Raw genomic sequence first — 21,282 nt, forward strand, 5'->3', positions numbered from 1 at the left:
GATGAAGGCTTCTGATTTATTCGTTCACCAGTTACTGGAAGAAGGCGTTGAATATATTTTTGGTTTGCCGGGTGAAGAAAACCTTGATTTTCTCGACTCCATTCGCAAGGCAAAAATAAAACTCTTTGTTACGCGGCACGAGCAGGCGGCGGCTTTTATGGCGGCAACGTACGGAAGGCTTACCGGAAAGGCAGGGGTCTGTTTTTCTACCCTCGGGCCTGGCGCAACAAACATGGTCACCGGAATCGCACACGCCCAGCTAATTGGCGCCCCATTGATCGCCATTACCGGACAAAAGGCGCTCGTAAATAACTGGCAGGCTAAATTTCAGGCGGTAGATACCGTCAGCCTGATGAAACCGATTACAAAACAAAGCGTGTCAATCATTGACCCAAACAATATTCCGACAATTGTAAGAGAATCGTTCAAGATTGCAGAAGATGAAAGACCGGGCGCCGTTCATATTGAACTCCCCGAAGATGTGGCGTCTTCAAGGGCAAACGCCCCGACTCAAAAGAGGGGATTTATCAGAAGGCCATCCCCGGATCACCGCGCGATTGATGCTGCAGCGGAACTTATTAATAAGGCAACACATCCTTTGATTATCATTTCTTCCGGCGCAAACAGAAAACGAATCACAAAACGTCTTCAGGACTTCATAAATAAAACGCATATTTACGTAGTACACACGCAGATGGGAAAAGGGGTAATCGGGGACGACTGTCCATACAGCCTGTTCGCCACAGGCATACACAAGAGGGATTACGTAAATTGCGGTATCGATTTGGCTGATTTGATTATCACCATTGGATATAACACGGTTGAATATCCACCTTTTGTATGGAACAATGACCTTCATAAGAAGATTGTAAACATCGACTTTGTTGACGCACAAACGGATAAATATTTTAATCCGGATATTGAGGTAATCGGGGATATCTCCCATTCATTAAGAAAACTGGCGGTAAAGATAGAGAATAAAACCACTCCGGAATTCGAAAAGCTCCGCAATTTTCTGGAAAAAAAACTGGAAGCAAAAGAAGAGGGGAAATATCCCCTTACTCCCATAGAAATTGTGTACCACGTCAGAAAAACACTCGATAGGGAAGACATTGTCACACTGGACAATGGCATTTACAAACTATGGTTTTCAAGGCTCTACAGAACCTATGCACCTGACACCCTGCTTCTTGACAATGCGCTTGCTACCATGGGCGCTGGATTGCCATCAGCGCTCACGGCAAAGCTGCTCAATCCCGGGAAAAGAGTGCTTGCGGTTGTTGGCGACGGTGGTTTCATGATGAATTCTCAGGAACTGGAAACGGCCGTCAGGTACAAAATACCGGTTGTTGTACTCATCGTAAATGACAATGCCTTTGGTTTCATAAAATGGAAGCAAAAGAATATGAAGTTAAGGAATTTTGCCCTGGATTACAGCAACCCCGACTTTGTAAAGTACGCGGAGAGTTATGGCGCAAGAGGTTTTAAGATAAACAAAGGAGAGCACCTTTCTGACGTACTACGCCAGGCTTTTTCCATTAACAAACCTGCAGTCATTGAATGCCCCGTTGACTATTCCGTAAATTACGACGTATTTTCACAGGAGCTTCAAAATTGTGTGTGTGAATTGTGGTGATATTGCGGGAAAACGAAGACTACTTAACAGGAATTTTCTTTACCTTAGAACGAAGCATAAATAAACCCTGATGGTGAATTTGTGAAACCCGCGATTCTGAAATATCCAGCATTTGGCTTATTTCCCTTAGCATTAAGCCTTCGTAATAATAGAGTGTTATTACCAATTTTTCACGAGCCGGCAATTCTTTAATTGCCGCAACTAAAAGTTCTTTTTCTTCCTCTGTCTCAATATTACTTAACGGGTCGCCTATTTTTGAGTCGGTAAATAGCATTCCTGCCGCTTCTTTATTACCATCCTCCGACTTTGCATTAATTTCTTCGAGGGAAAAAAACATGCCTAAGTTAATTTCTGTCAATAATTTTTCCCACTCAGCAGTATCAATCTTCAGTTCTGCCGCCATTTCTTCCGGAAGCGGAGGCCTGTTTAATTTTTGTTCTAATGTTGCATATGCCTCTCTCGCCAAAGAGACCTTATCACGAACAGAGCGCGGCAGCCAATCTTGTGCCCTCAGGTGATCCAATATCGCTCCCCGAATTCTTGAGACGGCAAATGTTCCAAACTTCGTGTCCATGCAGGGGTCAAATCTCTCTGATGCTTCCAGCAAGCCAATAACACCGTATTCGATAAGATCCTCTTTATCCACAAAAGAAGGTAAATAAATGGTAAATTTGTTTACTACATACTTTACCAGCGAAAGATTATCTGTAATTAATTTTTCTCTGTCTATCACACTTTTATTCTTGTAATTTGGCTTTTCCTTACTTTTTTTAACTATCATACTTTTTGTCCGAAAATAGATTTTCAATCATCCTTCGTAACCGAAGGTCGTAAATTTTATTTTATTTAAAAGCAGTTTTCATAATCCAGACAACCATCGAACCATCGTTCTTCAGATTCGATAATCTGCCAGATTAGTAAAAATCCATACGGTATTATCTGCCCACACCTCCGTTTTTTTCGCTATTGCCGTCAGTTTCTAACCCGTTTAACCGAGATTGTTCAGGCGCATCTTCTGTATTTTCTTTTTGCGTGGCCGTAGTAAATACGCTAAGTACGTATTTTAGGAAAAAATGGCTTATAACACCCGTAATTCCCGCAATTATAATACTTCTGAGCGCCAGTGCAGGCAATGATACTTTTGAGTTCAGCCCAATGAAGCATGAAACAAAAAATACAAATATTATGAGATATATTCGTGCCTGAGCAAATATCTGTTCCATATCACCAACGCTCCCCCGCCATATTTTATTTAATTCTATAATAGTACTTCCGTATATAAAAAATAAGAAATTCGAAGTACGAAATACGAAACAAATCCGAATAACAAAGCATAAAGTTCAAAACAAATCCAAAACATACAACAATATGAAGCACGAAATCGAGATACGAAAAAGGCACTTGTTTAGCATTTCAAATCATTTTGTAATTAAAATTTGCTTCGTATTTCGTGTTTCGGATTTCGTATTTCATCATTAAGTATTCTGCCAAAAAAGTGCAAAGAAATTACTGATAAGGTGCTAACTCGTCAAAAAGGTTATCCATCAAAGGTGGATACATTCGTAATTCTTCTGAAGTAATCTCCAACGCCAAGTGATTGTGTTGAATCACTATTCTTTAAAAGCGTGGCAACCAATTTATTAAGGCAACTGGCTGCTTTTGTGTTAGGATAAAGAGCCGTAAAGGGTTTTTGCATACGCGTTGCAATGGAAACATTTTGATCGTGAAGCATATAGCCGACGTATTCCAGTTTTACATCGAGAAACCTTTGCGATACCAGTACTATTTTTTTTACCGTGGAATCGGCTTCATCCTTGCTATCCGAATGATTTATAAACAACTTTATCGTTGTATTTTTTCTTTTTCTCGAAAGAACCTTTATCATAGCATACGCATCTGTTATCGCCGTTGGCTCAGGTGTTGTAATAAGCAATATTTCATTTGACGCTAATACAAAATTCAATACATCAGATGAAATACCGGCGCCTGTATCAACAATCACAATATCCACTTCTTCATCTAATCCACTGAAGCTTTTATATAATTGTTCTTTCTGGTTTGCATTCAGATTCGCCATATCTTCAATGCCGGAACTGGCGGGTACGATTTTTATCCCTTCAGGCCCTTCAACAATTATCTCCTTTACTTCTTTCCGTCCTTCAATGACGTCCTGCAAGGTATATTCGGGATGTATTCCCAATAAGATATCGATATTGGCAAGGCCCAGGTCAAGGTCTATCAGCAAAACCTTTTTTTTGTATTTCCTCATAATTATCGCAATGTTTGTGGCGATGTTTGTTTTCCCAACGCCACCCTTGCCGCTCGTAATCGCTATAGTTCTTACGGCAGAAAGGCCTGTCGCCGTATTTTGGTTTTCTATCACGTTGTGCAATGCCTCCACGGGTAAAACGTATTTACTGCTACAAATAAAGAATAGTGTTCACAATTTTTTTGCATTTCCTTTTATTCCTAAAGCTTCACAACCCCTACCGAATCAATCATTACGCCGGGTGAAATTTCCTTATACGATAATACCGCCAACTGCGGCAGCGCATTTTCTATAAGCCGGCGGACATGGCTTCTCACGGATGATGATGTTAACAGGACAACTTCATAACCGGAAGAAAGAGAACCTCTTACTATTTCCGCTAATTTATCAATTAATTTATGCGCCATATTGGGGTCCAGTGCCAGCAGATTTCCCTTTTCTGTCTTATGAATTGCGTTTGCTATGGTTTGTTCCAGATGGGGGTCGAAAGAGATCACACCTATCTTGCCTTCGGTATTCTGATATCTTTTACAGATTGTCCTGGAGAGTCTTTGCCTTACGTATTCGGTCAATTGTTCTATATCCTTTGTTGCCGGAGCATAATCCGCTATTGTTTCAAGGATGGATGAAAGATCCCGTATAGGCACTTGTTCCTTTAAAAGGTTTTTAAGAATCTCCTGGATACTGCCAAGGGAAATGATATTGGGCGTCAACTCTTCCACAATAGTCGGATAATCCTTCTTTACTGTTTCTAACAGTTTTTGTACGTCTTCACGGCAAACGATCTCGTATGCATGTGTTTTTATAATTTCAGTTAAATGTGTTATCATTACGGACGCGGGATCCACTACCGTATATCCCAAAGCTTCGGCGTCTTCCTTTACCGCATCGGTAATCCAAAGGGCGGGAAGTCCGTATGCAGGGTCTAATGTTTCTATGCCATTCACTTTTTGGGTAACTGCTCCGGAGTCTATTGCAAGATAGCTGCCCGTCAGCAATTCTCCGTGTGCAATTTCCTGTCCTCTTATTTTTACCACGTACTTATTTGTCTCCAGTTGCAAATTATCCCTTACCCTAATCGGCGGAACGATCATCCCCATATCTTTTGCAATTTGCATACGCAAGGTATTTATTCTCTCAAGAATACCGCCATTTTTATTCGGATCAACCAGCGGTACCAGCTTATAGCCAACCTCAAGCTCCATCCGGTCAACACGCAGCATGCCTTCAACACTCTCCTCCTTCTTCGGTTCCCGCGCCATGCCTTCAGTCTCTTTTACAAGCGCTTCCGCCAGTTCTGTCTCCTTAGAAGACCTTCTGAGAACAAAATACATCGTCCAGAAGAAACCGGCAAGAACCAAAAACGGTATTTTTGGCAATCCCGGTACAATGCTAAACAGCGTAAGAATTCCTCCCGCAAAAGCAATGGCATTAGGTTGACTAAACAACTGCCCGGTAACATCCGTTCCCAGATTCTCACCGGTAGAAGAAGTCTTGGTGACAATGACCGCAGACGCCGTGGCGATAATAAATGAAGGAATCTGGGAGACAAGGCCATCCCCAACGGTCAAAAGAGTATAATGCTGCATTGCCTCGGAAACAGACATTCCGCTCCGCATACCCATAATAATTCCGCCAACAATGTTTATGAGTACGATTATTATGCCGGCAACCGCATCACCGCTGACAAATTTACCGGCGCCGTCCATTGCGCCATAAAACTCTGCTTCCCTGGAAAGCTTTTCCCTTCGTTCACGCGCCTCTTTTTCTGTGATGAGTCCCGCATTTAAGTCCGCATCAATACTCATCTGTTTACCTGGCATTGCGTCAAGAGTAAACCTTGCAGCCACTTCCCCGATTCTCGTTGCACCTTTTGTTATGACAATAAACTGTATTACAACAATAATTAAGAAAATAACCAACCCCACAAGCATATTGCCGCCAACAACAAAATCTCCAAATGCGCCAATCACCTTTCCACCGTAACCTTGCAATAATATCTGCCGGGTAGAAGCCACATTGAGCGCCAGGCGAAAAAGCGTCATAAACAGCAATATAGAAGGGAAAGACGATAAATCTAATGCTCCTTTTATATGGAGAGCAACCAGCAGCAACAAAAGAACCAATGAGATATTTGTCGTAACAAGCAAATCAATAATAAAAGGCGGCACAGGTATAATAAGCACAATAAAAATACTTATCACGCCAATAATTAACGCCATATCCCCTTTAAAAAGATATTTAAAAAAGGCGTTTTTCCCTTGAGAATTTAATTTATCTGCTGCCATGATTTATCTTGTCACTTTTCATTAAAAAAACATTTTAGGAATTTTCATCACTGTTGCCTCTGCCTGTTTTCCCCATTTACTTCTTTAATCCGTACACATAGGACAATACCTTTGCAACTGCATAGTACAATTTTTGTGGTATTTCTTTGCCGACATCCACTGTTTTGTACAATGTCCTTGCAAGCGACCGGTCTTCAACAATGGGAATTTTATTTATTTTTGCAATTTCTTTTATTTTCAGGGCAATATAATCCGCTCCCTTTGCAACGACTTTAGGCGCATACATTGATTTACGGTCATATTTTAATGCTACGGCGTAATGCGTTGGATTCGTTACGACAACATCTGCTTTTGGGATCGCGGAAGCCATGCGTTTCAACGCCATCTGAATCTGTGCAGACCTGATTTTCGACTTTATTACCGGATCACCCTCCGCTTGTTTCCTTTCATCCTTCACCTCTTTTTTAGACATTTTCATGCCGCGTTTGTATTGCCATTTTTGATAGATATAATCTATCATTGCAAGGATCACTAGCCCTATCGATACACGCATTACCAGTCCGAATGTCAGCTTCGTGGTAAGAATAAAAAATTGTGCAATGCCTATGTCTATCAGGTTATCCAGTTTGGCAAGTTCTTTTTTGATGTAAAGGATGCCGATACCGCCAATTATCAGAAGCTTTACAACAGAAAATAAAAGTTTTACAAAGGATTGAACATTAAAGAGTTTTTTTACGCCGCTTATCACATTGAGTTTCGTTAAGTCAGGCTTTAACGGCTTGAGGGTAAACAAAAGACCGGTCTGCATATATGAAACAATCAATCCAACAATCAATAATCCACCCAGGATAGGGAGCAAAATTTTCGCGCTTACATAGATATAATAAATAATCTTTTCTACAATAATGTCCGGGGTAATATCCTTCTGTGATAAGTTCTGAAGGGTATAAACGGTTATCTCTTTCATACCCGCATACATAATATTACCCAATGCATATAACAGTAAAAAACCTACCAGGATAGCAATCGCACTGCTTAGGTCGGCGCTTTGGGCTACGCTTCCTTTTTGGCGCGCCTCGCTTATACGTTTGCCGGTGGGTTGTTCGGTCTTTTCCGTATCAGCCATTTCCCCTCACATTGCCGATAGCAACGACATTAATCCCTTTTCAAAACCAACGATATACATCCTCATTGCGCCAATCATGAGTGGAAACGTGACAAAAACCACAATGAAGCCTATTATTATTTTTATTGGGTATGCAATAACAAATATATTAATTTCCTTCGCCACCTTCGCCATCAACGCCATTGCAACTACCGACAACATCAAAACAACAAAGGCGGGGATGGATATTTTAATCCCTATTACGAAAAGCGTTCTAAAGAGACTGAGTATTTTTGTTAGTATTGCCGTTGTATAATCAAAGCTGCCAATGGGCACAGCATGGAAGCTTTGCGCAATTGCATTTATAAAATAGTGATGACCATTAATTGCCAGCAATAGCAATATGGCTATCAAATTGTAAAATACGGAAACGGTTGGCTCTTCATCTCCGCTCAGGGATGAAGGGTCGGCGATAACCGCCATATCCAGTCCCATTTGGTTACTTAACAAATACCCGGCCATACTAAACGCAGCAAACAGTAATGACGCCGCAAATCCAACAACAGCGCCAATAGCAATCTCTTTTACAACAATTAAACCAAAAGGGATAAGCTCCGAAGGCAATTCATGCAGATTTTTATCCAGATTGGGATAAAGAATAAATGCCAGTATCAGGGCAATAGCTACACGCAGGAGCATTGGTATATGGGTATTGCTAAAGACCGGGGCGAAAAGGAGTATCCCGCCTACACGAAAAAACACCAGCATTAAAAAGGGCAGGTCGTTAATGAAATCGAGCAAATTTTCCATAAGCACCTAACCTGGCCTAGCCAGAACCAAACAAGCGCGAAAATAGTCCTCAGTCCTCAATCTGCAATTTGCAATTTGCCGACTGCCGACTGCGGAAGGAGCCATTAAATATTTTGCCAAAAAATGTAAAGAAATTACTGATAAGGTACTACTTACTGTATTTTGCCAGTTCACCCAACAGGTTTACCGTGTATGACGTCATAATCCGCAGCATCCACGGCAAACAAAATAGGAACATCCCCAGAACGGCAAACACTTTCGGCAGAAATGTCAGTGTTTGCTCATGAATACTAGAAACAGCCTGGAATATACCGATAGCTAGTCCAACGATCATTGCAACCCCAAGCAGGGGCGCCATCATAAGAAAGGTAGTTTGCAAAAAATCTTTTCCAATAGTGGTTATTACTTCCGGAGTCATATCATATCCTTAAATGTTTATGGCAAATGCTTCGCCCCTACGCTACGCTATACTTGTGATCAAAGACTGGATGATTAATTGCCAGCCGTCAACCAGAACAAAAAGAATTAATTTAAATGGCATTGAAATCATAACCGGCGGCAACATAAACATACCCATGGACGTTAATACGCAGGCAACCACCAGATCGATTACAAGAAAAGGCAGAAACAAAAGAAATCCCATCTGAAAAGAAGTCTTCAGTTCACTGGTGACAAATGCAGGAATTAATATATGCATAGGAATGTCGCTCGCAGAAAAGGGTTTTTCTACTTTTGCAATGTTTGAAAACAAAGCAATGTCTTTTTTCCGCGTCTGTTTCAGCATGAATTTACGAACAGGCTCAACCCCCTTTTTCAAAGCCTCATCCTGCGTAATTTCCTCTTTGATATACGGTTGTAATGCGTCTGAATTGATTGAGGTCCAAACTGGCGTCATAACAAAAAACGTTAAAAAGAGCGCTATGCCGATAAGAATTTGATTCGGGGGAAGTGTATGAAACGACAAAGCCTTTCTCACAAAAGACAAGACAATAATAATCCTGGTAAATGAAGTCATCGCCAGCAAAAGTCCAGGCAATAAAGTAAGACCTGTTAAAAAAAAGACTATCTTTAATACCCCTGCCATTTCCTTTGGGTTTTTTACACTATCCAGGCTCATCGTTAGTTTCAACGGAGAATCGGTTTCGCCGGCAGCTTCTGCAGCCCCTAAAAAACTCAGCAACGCCATTATTCCGCCAAAAATTAAAAAACCCGTCCATTTTTTCATAAGTGTTTTCCCCGGAACAACAATTCTATTTTCCCTGCCAGTGAGAGTTATTTTTTAAAAAACTTCATATATTCACCGCCTCGGTCCTCTGTATCAATTAAATCAACAATCTCTTTTTCCGTAATTTCTGTGAGAGTTTGCATCTTTTCATTTGAAGCGCCTACAAGCAATAATTTCCCCGGTACTTTAATGAAATAGATATACCTCTTTGCACCCAGTGAAGTTGTTTCTATGATTGAGATATAGCGCTTTTTTTTATGAATACCTGTTTTAATCCCAAGTTTCTTGCGTAAAAGATACATCATGACGACAATGATAATAATTACAATACCTAATGATTTTATTACTTTTGTAACTTTTGGGAAATTAATCGGGGAGATAACCCCAATGCCTTCATCTTTTACGGCAACCTCTTCTTGTCTTTCTCCGGAATCAACAGCATCCCCTGCGGCATAAGTGGGATTACCTAAGAAAAACAATAAAAAGAATACAATGAGTAAATGTCTGTTCATTAAATATTTTGACAAAAATTACAAAGAAATTACTGATAAGGTACTGTTACGTCACAACAATTCGCAAACAATATGCCTTAAGCCTATTTACCAATGTACCGCATTATTTAACTGTGGCAAAGGAATGGATAAGTGCATGCCTTAATAACATATGCAACTTACGCTTTAAAAAAATAATCCATTTTACATAAATAATTCTATGTCATAAATATACATCACCATTACGCCGGCGATTGAAGCGTAGTTTTTTTCTACGCAAAGTAGTGTTTTTATACATATTTAAATGCATAAGCTGGCATAGCCAGAACCAAATAGGCATGAAAACAGTCATTAGTCATTAGTCATTGGTCAACCGCCGTCTGCCGACTGTAGATAAGAATTTCAATGATTGTAATATCTTTGCTTTTTGAAAAATCCAGGAGAGCATAAAAAACGAAGTGTAGGGTGGATTGGAAAGAGGGACGAGGGACGAGAGACGAGAGAAAGACAACGAAAAGAGGCGAGTATAAAACGTGTGGTTCAGGCTTCGTCGTGAGCTCAGCCGAACGGTTACAAACCTGAACCAACGGAGGAGGTTGAATTAAATGTCAATTTGTTTAGTCATTGGTCAAATGCAAAGACACGGCGTTCCGCGTCACTACAAATTCTTTAATCTGTGAAATCGTTCGACTGAGCTCACGACGAAGTCTGTGTAATCTGTGGTTCCGCCTTTCGTATTTCGTGGTTGTTTTATTTTTATAAAGTGCAAAAGAATTTTCGTTATGATGCGGTAGCCGTGTGTCTTAGCCGAGATTTCTCACCCTATCCTGTGGGCCGCATATTGCTGTAATTTTCAAACCAAAACGTTCTTCCACTACTACCACCTCTCCTCTCGCCAATAATTTTCCGCGGACTAATAATTCAACCGGAGTACCAGCCACTTTTTCAAGTTCAACAATTGATCCCTGAGACAAAGCAAGAATATCCTTAATGAGCATATTCGCGCGTCCCAATTCCACGGATACAGGCACAGTCACATCTAAAATTAAATCTAAATTCGGCATGCCTTCGCCGCCCTTTTGACTGTCCATTTCTTCCGGAATTAATTGGCTAAATTCCACTGATTCTATGGTGGGCTGCGCATCATCTTTCTGCTCTATACTCATATTTCACCTCTTTAAATAAAAACCAATACCACTATTACGAAACGGATGTTATTTTTATCGCGAGTTTTTTGCCGGAAACCCCTGGAGTTCCAAAAAACTTCGGCATTTCATCTATTTCCAAACTTAAATGGTCCGTAATCTTATTATCAAGACTTATCACATCTCCTACTCTGAGATTGATAAGTTCGTTAAATGATAACTGTGTTGTACCCAATATTGTGTTCATTAATAAAGGGACTTGATTGAGCGTTTGCTTTATTATGACAATCTCTTCTTCCCGATTAAGGGTTGCCTCTGTTATTTTTCCCATAACTGCTTCTAAAGTTGCAACAGGAAGACAAAAAACAAGCGTACCGGTGCCCAATTCACCGCTAATCGCAAAATTTATGGCAATCATACTTTCCGTGTTATGCGCCACCTGTAACGACCGCAAGTCCATGTCTGTTTTTGCAATTTGCCACTCTATCTCTGCAACATCATTCCAGCACAGACACATCGAATGGAGTACATTTAACAACACTTGTGAAACCACAGATTCTTCGATAATAGTAAGAGGCCTTATTTTCTGCTGTATTTTCCCGGGCCCGCCTAATCCACGATCTATCATAGCAAGGCAAAACCCCGCATCCAGGGTTAAACAACCCTTTCCCCTGTACGGCGTAAGGTCAACAACACTTGCACACACAAGGTCCGTAAACGAATTGATAAATAATTCATAACTAAATTCCTCTATCGCAATAAGTTCAACGCCAACGGTGGTTCTTACATATTGAGAAAAAGTCAAACCCATGTTAACCGCCATGTTCTCGCTAATTTTTTGCAGTTGCCGTTTTTGTTCCCGCGGAAACCTGTCTGGCCTTCTGAAATCATAATGCTGAACCTTTTTTACCACTTTTTGTTCAATTTGCTCTCCAACCAGTACCTGTCCGCTCTCTATCGCATTGAGCAGGGCATCAACTTCTTCATTGGATAAAATAGCATCTGACATAGCGTATTACCTGAATAAATGGTTACAATGATTTTCTGTAATTATGATTTATTGAACAACAAACTCTTCAAAATATACCTGTAAAACAGCTTTTTCCATACTCAATATCACATCAACGGAATCTTTTATTTCACGTTTAATGTATTCCCGTCCCTCTACAGAATCAATATCATCTATGGTCTTTGAGGAAAGAATGGAAATAAGCCTGTCTTTTACCTGTATTGTTCTGGTTTCTAACTTACCTCTTGCCTCTTCATCGCGTACTTCCAAAATTACCTTTGCCTTGAGATACCTTCTTAAATTAGACCCGCTAAGATTAACAACAATCGTATCTATCGGCACGATAACAGGACCTTGTTGCAAGGGTTCCTTGGAATCTTTATCTGACTTCAATGGGATTTCATCGTTGTATTTCGTTATTTCCCCTATGCGGCCTTGCAGCTCTTCGGTTATTACATTAACCGGTATTTCTGCTCCTGTTGATATATTCGCGCCGAAATACATGCTTACCATAAAAAACATACCAGTCGCGAATACTATAAATTTACCACGTATTTCCCCGATATTAATAGTCATATGCCCCTTCTTTTTTTGAAATGCGTCTTTTTTTCTCATAAATACCCTTTTCCATAAATGTTAAAATGTTTTATCACTTTATTAAAATAAATGCAGAAAAAAAATCTCATCCCTTATTGGTTTCCACTGCTCCTTGCCCCATCTTCCAGCAATTTCAGCTTTTCGCTAAGCTTTACCGCAAGAAACGGGGTAACAGATTCCAATATTTTTGCAGATGTTTTTTTATCCATCATTGTTAACAATTTTACCGCGGTCTCTTCGTCCATTTCCTTTAAAATCATGGCAGCCTTTTGAGGTTTCATTCCCCCGTAAACCTCGGCCAGCTTCTTGATATTCTTTAATTCGCGATCATCAAATTGAATAGTCTCTTTTTTTAATTCCTGCATTCTTGCGGTTATCAACTCAAACGCCTTATTCAACTCTTCTCTGAGTGTTTCAATTTCATATCTCTCTTTTTTAAGGTCGGCGCGTAGTGATTCAAGCATTTTTTCCCTAAGATCCAGGAGTTCCTTCTTCTTGTTGTATTCGTGTTTTTCTTCTGTTATTTCATTTATCATCTTTGAGACTTCGCTTGATGACAAGGGTTTAAACACCTTTGCTGCATTCGATTTATAGACGGAAGGCAGCTTGCTCGCATACAAATTCTTAGCTTCTTTATCTTCTCCACCGGCAGTATCCGCCGCAGAAGTATCTACATTCTCCTGAGCAGCTTCCTGCGCTTCCGGTTCTGGTGCAGGGTCTTTCCCTTTCATAAAAAGAAACCAATATGCGGCTCCTCCCAGAACGATCATTCCCAGTCCGGCCATCATCAGCATTTTTTTGTTAATCGGGAGCTTCATAGTATAATCTCCATAAATTGATTATTCCAATACATCCTTTTCCCTGATGTGTTTGTGATAAAACCGGGAAGTTGCTATCTCGTCCAGTTTTTTAATTTCAAGGCGTTTCTCCTGATCATCAAATTCCTTTTTATGCCTTTCCCTTAGTTTTTCCAACAACTTTCTTTTTTTAAAAACATGTAATAATTTTTGCCTTACCTGCTCTATCTCCTCAGAAATCTTTTTTATTTTTGATTTTTGGACAATAATGTCACGGTTAAGACTGGCAAAATACGACTCAAACAAAACAAATGTTGACGCATCCGCAAACGTCTGCAGCATCTTTGTCATTTCAGTCTGCCTTGTCTCTAGCAAAGATTTTAGTAATAACTCCATCTTCTTTTCTTCCTGGAGTTTTTTTTGCGCAGTTTTTAATTCTTTGGAAATCTCTTCTTCTTTAAATTTTTCAATATCAAGTAATTTTTGAAATTTAAAGCAAAATTTCATAGCCGGGAAAGACCTTATGTAAACAATGCCGACAATTTCGAAATGGATTCGTTAAAATTACCATTTGTGGTCATATCCTGTTTAAGATAATCGTTTATAGCGTCTATGACTGATAGGGCGTAATCAATTTTCTTGTTGCTCCCCTTTGCGTACGCCCCGATATTTATCATATCTTCAGCTTCTTTATACGTTGCATATACTGCCTTTAACATCTGCGCAGCCTTCCTGTGTTCACCGGTAATGATGTCATCCATACACCGGCTGACGCTTTCCAGGATATCAATGGCGGGATAGTGGTTTTGGGACGCCATTGCCCTTGACAACACCACGTGTCCGTCAAGAATACCCCTTACGGCGTCAGCAATGGGTTCATTCATATCATCACCATCCACCAATACCGTATATAAACCAGTGATGCTGCCCTTAGTGCCCGTGCCGCTTCTCTCCAGAAGCTTTGGCAATAATGCGAACACCGAAGGGGTATAGCCCTTTGAGGTCGGGGGTTCTCCTATTGCCAGCCCAATTTCCCTTTGTGCATTGGCAAACCTTGTAACAGAATCCATCATGAGCAATACCCGCATACCACGATCTCTGAAATATTCCGCAACACTGGAAGCGATATAGGCGCCCTTTACCCTTAATAAAGCAGGTTTGTCAGAAGTAACCGATACAATTACGGATTTTTTCATGCCTTCTTCACCGAGATTTTTTTCAATAAACTCCCGGACTTCTCTTCCACGTTCGCCAATAAGCGCAATAACATTAACCTCCGCCCCGGAATTCCTGGCAATCATGCCCATTAAGGTGCTTTTCCCTACGCCGCTCCCTGCAAAAATGCCAAATCTCTGTCCCTGCCCGAAGGTAAGCATGCCGTCTATTGCCCGTACACCTGTCTCCAACACCTCTTTTATCCTGCTTCTGGTCAAAGGATCCGGGGGGGAATTATAAATGGAAACCCTTTCTTCCACGTTTAACGGCCCTTTTCCATCCATCGGCTCTCCCAGTCCCCCTAAGATTCTTCCCATTAGCCCCATTCCCACACCCACCGTTAATGGCGAGCCTGAAGCGGTTACTCTGTTTCCAGGGCCTATTCTCTCTAGTTCCCCTATGGGCATAAGGAGTATCCTTTTTTCTTTAAATCCTACCACCTCCGCCGGTATTGGCGTTTCTCCATTATTGGAATGTATGTAACATAGTTCTCCTACAGGAACAGAAGGCCCGTTTGATTCAATTACCAAACCTGCGATATGGGCAACCCTTCCGGTGCGTTGAACCAACACCGTTTCCGATACCTTTTTTTTGTGCGAAGCAAAATCAATGCATTGCGTGGCCATCACTCTTTTTCCCCTACAGATTTTCTAATTTCTTTCCACCGTGTTTCAAGCAAGTTTTCAACATCGCCAAAATCCGTTTCCACAACACAACCGCCGGCTGATATCTTTTTATCCTCTATGATTTTTACGCTAAAATCCTTTATCCCTGCGTCTTCAGCCGTAAACCGTTTATAATCCTCCGGGGAAAGACGCAAGGATACGATCTTATTATTCCCAACATAAGAAAGAGCCTCTGCGACAACGTGTTTTATAATGCTGGCGCCATTTTCGCCAATTTCATAACCAACAACTTTATTCGCAACAGCCAATACGAAATGTATGATCTCCGATTCGGAGTCCTTCCAGATTATTTCTCTTTTCTCCGTTAATTGTTTCACCGCATCCTCAAACAGGGTGATCAATGCTGCATATTTTTTCTTTGTTTTTTCTACCTCCGCTAGAAACTCCTTTTCCGCAAAGAGTTTCCCCTCTTTGTATGCTTCTTCTCTCGCCAGTCTGATTTCCTGTTCCTTTAACGCCCTTAATTCATTTTCCTTTGCTAATTCAAGTTCTTTCAGCTTTTCTTCTTCTTTTATATTTATCAACCCTTCTTCTGTTTTAAGCGTGTTTATTTGCTTTTTATGAGAATGAGGTATTACAGTCTCGATAACTTTCACTCCCTTTATAACAGGTGAAGAATAGACGCGCTTCCCGGTTTTCATACTAATTTATCGTCCTTGCCGGAAGACCCCCCCTTCTTTTGAACAACATTTTCTCCCTTTGCTTCCAACCGCTTTACCGCCTCTACAATTTGCAATTGTGCGCTCTGCACTTCGGACAGCAATCTAGGCCCCAACAGCTCTCGTTCTTCCCTTACCGTATCGCCAATACGTTTTGACATATTTTTGAAAAACTTTGTCTCAACCTCCTCATTCGCCGTTTTTAATGCCAGCGCAATAACATTTATATCCACTTCAGTAAGTATTTTTCTAAACGCTTCATCATTAACATAAATCATATCATCAAAAGTAAACATCAACTTCTTTATTTCTTCAGCAAGCTCCGGATTTCTACGGCTTATTTGTTCAATCACATCCTTATCCACTCCGCCCTCCAGCCCGCCAATAATCTCCGATGCAAATTTATGCCTTTTCTTCGCAGGCGTCTTTCGTCTTCTTCCTTCCGTTTTTATCTTTGCCATAACTACCTCGTTTACCTTGGTAATTAAACTTATCGGAGGAGGCTCGAGCGTTGCGATCCTCATGATAATATCAGATTGCGCTTCCAGGGGAAATCTGGACAACAGCCTGGAGGCGCGTTCCGGTTCCGTATATGATAATATAAGTGCAATCGTTTGCGGGTGTTCTCCTATCAGCAACCGCATGTATTCATCGTCTGAAACATCCTTTAAATTGGAAAAAGGCGTGGGGAGCATCACCCCCTGCTCCACATTTGCTATGATATCATCGCTCTTGTCTGCCCCAATCGCTTTTTCAAGCACCTTTCTAAAGGCATTTTTATCATGCTCCACCAGGCCGCCACAGAGTTTCATTTCTTGCCGGAGTTCGTCCAAAACGGCGTCCACAATCTCATTATCCACATTTTCCATGCGGGTAATTTCAGCGGATACCGCCACAATCTGATTCTCATCAAAGGTCTTAAGTATTTCCGAAGCGACATCAGGATCAAGTATTGACAAGGCAATTGCTGCCTTTTGTATGCCGGACAAGTTCAATTTCGTTTTCATATCAGTAAAATATCCTGTTCTTTTATCAAAATAAAAAAGAGTGTTTTATGAAACAGGGGGTAACAATGATGAACACGGACAAACAAGTTTGGTAACTTCTCAATAAGTTGAGGTTTTTATAATAATTTCTATCTTCCACCGTCTGCAATCCACAATCCACAATCTGCAATTTGCCGACTGTAGATTGCCGATTGCTGATTGCCATGAAAACCCCACTATATATTACGAGGAGATATATTCTCCTTCTATCCACCTCTTTAATGCTGTCGAGGTAAGATCGGTATCCTTATGCATTTGTCCGAGTATTAATTTTCGTTTTTTCTCTCTTTTCATTCCTTCCATTATTTCTTCAGGATTTTCCGACTCTTCCATAGCCAGCATTTCTTCTACTGCCGCTTCCAATTCCTCCTTTGTGTATTGGATGCCTTGCCGCTCTTTGCTTATGCGTAATTCTTCAAACAGTTTATTCCTGCCTGCGGCGTCGTCTTGCTGCATTTTGGCAAATCCTTGCTTACCAGGCTTTCCCTTAGCCGAAACGTGTTCCATTTCAACCGTAGGCGCCGCCTTCTTTTTAATCTTCTTCATGCTTCGCAGCATAAACATCAGAAACATCAGCACTGTTATACCGAGCGAACCGTTTTTGGCCAGTTTTAACATAAATTCTTTTTGCTGTTCCTTCTTTAAAATTGCTTCTTCCTCTGCATAATCAGCTTCGTAAAACTGTACATTTTGTATCTCAAAACTATCATTACGGGAAACCATATTTACCCCCAGCGCCTGTTTCACAAGAGAAGCAATCCCCTTTATTTCCTCATTGTTTCTGGAAACATACGTTTGTTGTATTTTTCCATCTTCAGACTCAATTTTTTCATACTTGCCATCAACAAGAACGGCAACGGACAATCTTTTCAAATTCGCCCCGTGGTCTGAAACCATACGTTCTACCTTGCTTAATTCATATTGCGTTTGCGCAGTTTCCTCCTCTTCAGAAGAACCGGAGGATTGAAGCATACTTGATTGCGACAAGTTAAGATTTGCCTGCATTCCGGGAACACCTCCCCCCGAAAACGGAGCGCCGCCGGATACTTTGGTAGTTACCGTTTGAACCTTAGGCACCCTGCGTTCAGGATCAAACTCAATTTGTTTTTCATCCACATGGCGAAAATCCAGGTCAGCGCTTACCCTGACAACAGATTTTCCCGCTCCAACAATCCTGTCCAACATATCCTGCGCCTTCGCCACGTAATATTCTTCTATTTTTTTCTTTATCTCCAATTGATCATTGCTCGTGCCTGTCTGTGAAAAAGGGGATTCTTTCTCCGAAAGCAGGTTGCCCCGCGTATCGGTTACCGTAACATTTTCAGGGCTTAATCCCTCAACGCTGGAGCTTACCAAATGTACGATGCTTGCAACCCGTTCCGGCTTTAACTTACCGCCGTTTTTTAGTTTCAACACAACGGACGCCGTTGGGGGTTTTTCATCTTCAACAAATAAAGATTTCTCAGGTATGGCAAGGTGTACCTGCGCCCAATCTACAAAATCCAGATGTTTAATTGTTTTCGCAAGTTCGCCCTGAATTGCCCTGCGATAATTTATCTTCTGGATAAAATCAGAAGAGCCAAAGCCCACTTTGTCCAGCAACTCATACCCCGTTTGTTCATGGGGCAAACCTTCACTGGCAAACTTGAGCCTCATCTCATAAATCTTATCATTGGGAACGAGAATCGTAGTCCCATTCCCACTTATCCTGTATGGAATATTCGCTTCTCTCAGATGATTTATAATCTCCCCGCTCTCTTTCGGGCTTAATTCTCCGTACAATAATCCAAAGTCTGGTTTCCTCGCCCATTGCATTACACCTACTATGCCAATCAGAAATGACAGGGTTAACGATATCATAATAAATTTATGCGAAAAACTAATTTCCTCCCAAACATTCTTTAACTGCCCTGTAAAACTATTCATGTCTAAATTCATAGTAAATGCTCCTTTTTATGGTTATGAGTATTTTATTGGTACGTTTGGATACCGAGCAATTACAATACCAACAGATAGCAATAGACCCATCAACAACAAAAATGTCATATCCTATTAATAAATAATACATTACAAGAATCAGTCAAATATTGTTTTTAATACGAATCCGGGCGAATGAATGTGAAAGTCGATAATTACACTCTACCGTAAACTGAGTGTATATTATTTTAACAAAGAGACGGGAAGATATTCTTTTGTCTTATTATTTAAACTGTTTACCAATGTCGAAACAGTCAAATGTTTGACGAGGGGGAAAAAGAATTATTATTTAAATGAAGAAGGTGCAAATTGATTTTTTGCGGGATGGTACGTGCGGGACTGGTGACCTTGAAGTGTGGAAAACGGCTATTTTTGTTCTTTCATTATTTCTGTATACGTTTTTACTAACTTATTACGGGCCTCCATCATATACTTAAAACTCGCCTCCGCTTTTGACATGGCAACCATAACCTCATGTATATTTTCAACTTTGCCCGTTGACAAATGCTCTATGCTATCGTTGGTTTTTGTTTGCAACTCATTAATCTCATTAAAAAAACTGCCGAAGGCATCCTGAAACGAAGTCCCTTTATCTGTTTGTTTCTTAGAATCAACGTCATTCTTATGATTCTGAATTATTTGATCTTTTCCGAGGGGTGATATCGCCATAAAAGGAACTCCACATTGTATAGTTTAAAGGCAAGTCTATAGATTTTTTGAACACGCAACAAACTGATAGACTAAGTACTGGGGATTTATTCTAACAACGTTGTTGGCGGTGTCAACAAAAACCCAGAAATTAAGGTGATGCCATACCTGTCTTTTTAGAAATATTATTGGTGGATTCGGCGTAAAAACCAACGCCTTAATCCACCCTACTCATAATTTAAACGCGAAGGCAAAAAAAGATTTTTTACCGGATAATACTGTAGTAAGATATCCGGAGCAAAGATAATCTATGGCAATTAGTCATTAGTCATTGGTCATTGGTCATTGGTCATTGGTCTTTCGTCTTTCGTCTTTCGTCTTTCGTCTTTCGTCACTCGTCATTGGTCATTGGTCATTGGTCAATTGTAAGCTTGTGAATAATTTTTTAATCTGTGTAATCTGTGAAATCTGTGGTTTCTCTTTTGTATTACCGTATTTCGTGCATGTTCGGTTCTGGCTTGTCCAGGTTAGGATAGTATTGATATGAAAGTATTACTTTTCACCCTGTGCCAGGCGGCAAATATTGATATTAAAAATAATTTAAACATCCTCGGAGCCTTCGATATGATTACGACGGCAAGGGTACCCATTGTATATTCCAGCACCCTTGTATTGAAGTTGCGGTTTGATAAAAGAGACGCAGGGAAGAAGACGTTCAGAATATCTTTCATTGATGCGGACGGGAAGAAACTATTGCCCACATTAGAAAATGAGTTTTTCGTAACAATTCCAGACGGGAGTTCATTTTGCTTCATGAACTTTATTCACCCAATTTATAAATTACCATTGAACAATTTTGGCAATTATTCCATAGATTTTTCTATAGACGGATCACTTGTCTGGTCGTTTGAGTTGATAGTAGCCGAAGCAAGAAAAAATGTCACATAGCGCTGCAAAGAGGTTTTTACCGAGTGATGCTATAGTTTATTACGTTTCTGAAACCGGTTATCCAAATGAGAATCCCATTTTTTTGAGAATATGGATCCTTTTATCTCTCCATCGTACAAGATCGTTTAAACCAATTTGGGGTGTTTTTTTCTCGATTTGTATGAGCTCCGGCAATCCTGATATCATCTTGGCGTCAATTTCCGGTCTTCCGCCGTCTATAGACTCTCTCAGGTTGACAAATGCGTTTTGCGATGGAATGTTGTATGCTTTTATGAAATAAGAGACACTTTGTAAAACGCCCCTAAGGGTATATGTTCCGCGTCCGGTAACAGTAACGTTCTCACGTTCAACGAACCTTTTTGCAAGGCTTTCATCATAAAAAAACCTTGGCGACAATTCGTCCTGCCGTACAATTTTCGAGTTATTATGCCCAAACATTTTTCTTGCATGTTCTACAAGAGACCTTTCCTGTTCTTTTACAGAAGAGAACACTAGCCCGTCCAAAACAATGAATCCAAATACTCCTTCGTTTTTCGATGCCGTCGTTATACTGTTCAACAGTCTGGCATGGTATGTCAGTTTACCGGAAGAAGATAAGAGAAAACTCATATACGGACTTACCAATAAATATATTTCTTTTATGTTTCTGCTTTCCTCTGCCATATTTCTTCAAAATTCCTTGCTAGTCTGCTATCCTTATCTATACATTATACTAATTATATTGGGCGGTG

Annotated in this window: 22 protein-coding genes; 2 read left to right on the top strand and 20 right to left on the bottom strand. The window is 40.5% G+C overall.

Translation table 11 applies throughout. From position 1 onward, the window contains the following. Nucleotide 1: 1 nt before the first annotated feature. On the top strand, nucleotides 2-1,636 hold the full coding sequence (locus ABJL82_RS12625) for an acetolactate synthase large subunit (protein WP_347275049.1): 1,635 nt from the start codon (nucleotides 2-4) through the stop codon (nucleotides 1,634-1,636). Between the two features lie 19 nt (nucleotides 1,637-1,655). Here the strand turns inward: ABJL82_RS12625 and ABJL82_RS12630 are convergent, their stop codons facing one another. The 19 genes from ABJL82_RS12630 to fliE form a co-directional block, all read right to left on the bottom strand. Beyond that, the gene (locus ABJL82_RS12630; RefSeq protein ID WP_347275050.1) at nucleotides 1,656-2,417 is read right to left on the bottom strand and encodes a FliA/WhiG family RNA polymerase sigma factor; all 762 of its coding nucleotides are present in this window, start codon (nucleotides 2,415-2,417) and stop codon (nucleotides 1,656-1,658) included. Nucleotides 2,418-2,571: 154 nt separating this feature from the next. Beyond that, the gene (locus tag ABJL82_RS12635; RefSeq protein WP_347275051.1) at nucleotides 2,572-2,859 is read right to left on the bottom strand and encodes a hypothetical protein; all 288 of its coding nucleotides are present in this window, start codon (nucleotides 2,857-2,859) and stop codon (nucleotides 2,572-2,574) included. A 314-nt stretch (nucleotides 2,860-3,173) separates the two neighbouring features. Further along, nucleotides 3,174-4,019 (bottom strand): MinD/ParA family protein, encoded by an 846-nt coding sequence (locus ABJL82_RS12640; RefSeq protein WP_347275052.1) that lies wholly within the window; start codon nucleotides 4,017-4,019, stop codon nucleotides 3,174-3,176. A gap of 86 nt (nucleotides 4,020-4,105) precedes the next feature. After that, a complete protein-coding gene (gene flhA, locus ABJL82_RS12645) occupies nucleotides 4,106-6,193 on the bottom strand; it encodes a flagellar biosynthesis protein FlhA (RefSeq protein WP_347275053.1) in 2,088 nt (695 codons plus the stop codon). Between the two features lie 76 nt (nucleotides 6,194-6,269). Beyond that, nucleotides 6,270-7,319, bottom strand: a complete 1,050-nt coding sequence (flhB, locus tag ABJL82_RS12650; RefSeq protein WP_347275054.1) for a flagellar biosynthesis protein FlhB — start codon at nucleotides 7,317-7,319, stop codon at nucleotides 6,270-6,272. 6 nt (nucleotides 7,320-7,325) lie between these two features. Further along, a complete protein-coding gene (gene fliR, locus ABJL82_RS12655; protein ID WP_347275055.1) occupies nucleotides 7,326-8,108 on the bottom strand; it encodes a flagellar biosynthetic protein FliR in 783 nt (260 codons plus the stop codon). 148 nt (nucleotides 8,109-8,256) lie between these two features. Further along, nucleotides 8,257-8,526 carry a flagellar biosynthesis protein FliQ gene (fliQ, locus tag ABJL82_RS12660; RefSeq protein WP_164995263.1) on the bottom strand — a complete coding sequence of 90 codons (270 nt, stop codon included), beginning with the start codon at nucleotides 8,524-8,526 and terminating at the stop codon, nucleotides 8,257-8,259. Nucleotides 8,527-8,568: 42 nt separating this feature from the next. Next, nucleotides 8,569-9,333: a flagellar type III secretion system pore protein FliP gene (gene fliP, locus ABJL82_RS12665; protein WP_347275056.1), complete on the bottom strand. Its 765-nt coding sequence runs from the start codon at nucleotides 9,331-9,333 to the stop codon at nucleotides 8,569-8,571. A gap of 47 nt (nucleotides 9,334-9,380) precedes the next feature. After that, nucleotides 9,381-9,845, bottom strand: a complete 465-nt coding sequence (locus tag ABJL82_RS12670; protein ID WP_347275057.1) for a flagellar biosynthetic protein FliO — start codon at nucleotides 9,843-9,845, stop codon at nucleotides 9,381-9,383. Nucleotides 9,846-10,627: 782 nt separating this feature from the next. Then, nucleotides 10,628-10,990, bottom strand: a complete 363-nt coding sequence (gene fliN / locus ABJL82_RS12675) for a flagellar motor switch protein FliN (RefSeq protein ID WP_347275058.1) — start codon at nucleotides 10,988-10,990, stop codon at nucleotides 10,628-10,630. Nucleotides 10,991-11,024: 34 nt separating this feature from the next. Further along, on the bottom strand, nucleotides 11,025-11,978 hold the full coding sequence (gene fliM, locus ABJL82_RS12680; protein WP_347275059.1) for a flagellar motor switch protein FliM: 954 nt from the start codon (nucleotides 11,976-11,978) through the stop codon (nucleotides 11,025-11,027). Between the two features lie 48 nt (nucleotides 11,979-12,026). Beyond that, on the bottom strand, nucleotides 12,027-12,593 hold the full coding sequence (locus ABJL82_RS12685) for a flagellar basal body-associated FliL family protein (protein ID WP_347275060.1): 567 nt from the start codon (nucleotides 12,591-12,593) through the stop codon (nucleotides 12,027-12,029). A gap of 74 nt (nucleotides 12,594-12,667) precedes the next feature. Then, entirely contained in the window at nucleotides 12,668-13,393 is a 726-nt protein-coding gene (locus tag ABJL82_RS12690) for a hypothetical protein (RefSeq protein ID WP_347275061.1), read from the bottom strand. Nucleotides 13,394-13,414: 21 nt separating this feature from the next. Then, nucleotides 13,415-13,879 carry a flagellar export protein FliJ gene (gene fliJ, locus ABJL82_RS12695; protein WP_347275063.1) on the bottom strand — a complete coding sequence of 155 codons (465 nt, stop codon included), beginning with the start codon at nucleotides 13,877-13,879 and terminating at the stop codon, nucleotides 13,415-13,417. Between the two features lie 14 nt (nucleotides 13,880-13,893). Next, complete coding sequence (gene fliI, locus ABJL82_RS12700; protein ID WP_347275064.1) at nucleotides 13,894-15,213, bottom strand: flagellar protein export ATPase FliI; 1,320 nt, start codon at nucleotides 15,211-15,213, stop codon at nucleotides 13,894-13,896. Continuing rightward, nucleotides 15,213-15,914: a FliH/SctL family protein gene (locus ABJL82_RS12705; RefSeq protein ID WP_347275065.1), complete on the bottom strand. Its 702-nt coding sequence runs from the start codon at nucleotides 15,912-15,914 to the stop codon at nucleotides 15,213-15,215. The genes fliI and ABJL82_RS12705 overlap by 1 nt, the downstream gene beginning before the upstream one ends. Continuing rightward, the gene (fliG, locus tag ABJL82_RS12710; RefSeq protein WP_347275066.1) at nucleotides 15,911-16,939 is read right to left on the bottom strand and encodes a flagellar motor switch protein FliG; all 1,029 of its coding nucleotides are present in this window, start codon (nucleotides 16,937-16,939) and stop codon (nucleotides 15,911-15,913) included. Before fliG ends, ABJL82_RS12705 begins: the two co-directional genes overlap by 4 nt. A gap of 222 nt (nucleotides 16,940-17,161) precedes the next feature. Beyond that, complete coding sequence (gene fliF, locus ABJL82_RS12715) at nucleotides 17,162-18,916, bottom strand: flagellar basal-body MS-ring/collar protein FliF (protein ID WP_347275067.1); 1,755 nt, start codon at nucleotides 18,914-18,916, stop codon at nucleotides 17,162-17,164. Between the two features lie 405 nt (nucleotides 18,917-19,321). After that, entirely contained in the window at nucleotides 19,322-19,624 is a 303-nt protein-coding gene (gene fliE, locus ABJL82_RS12720; RefSeq protein WP_347275068.1) for a flagellar hook-basal body complex protein FliE, read from the bottom strand. A 522-nt stretch (nucleotides 19,625-20,146) separates the two neighbouring features. On the opposite strand from fliE, the gene ABJL82_RS12725 reads away from it, so the two are divergent. Next, on the top strand, nucleotides 20,147-20,551 hold the full coding sequence (locus tag ABJL82_RS12725; RefSeq protein ID WP_347275069.1) for a hypothetical protein: 405 nt from the start codon (nucleotides 20,147-20,149) through the stop codon (nucleotides 20,549-20,551). A 57-nt stretch (nucleotides 20,552-20,608) separates the two neighbouring features. Here the strand turns inward: ABJL82_RS12725 and ABJL82_RS12730 are convergent, their stop codons facing one another. Beyond that, complete coding sequence (locus ABJL82_RS12730; protein ID WP_347275070.1) at nucleotides 20,609-21,214, bottom strand: hypothetical protein; 606 nt, start codon at nucleotides 21,212-21,214, stop codon at nucleotides 20,609-20,611. Nucleotides 21,215-21,282: the final 68 nt, after the last annotated feature.

This window comes from Candidatus Kuenenia sp., assembly GCF_039794105.1.
Taxonomy (GTDB): domain Bacteria; phylum Planctomycetota; class Brocadiia; order Brocadiales; family Brocadiaceae; genus Kuenenia.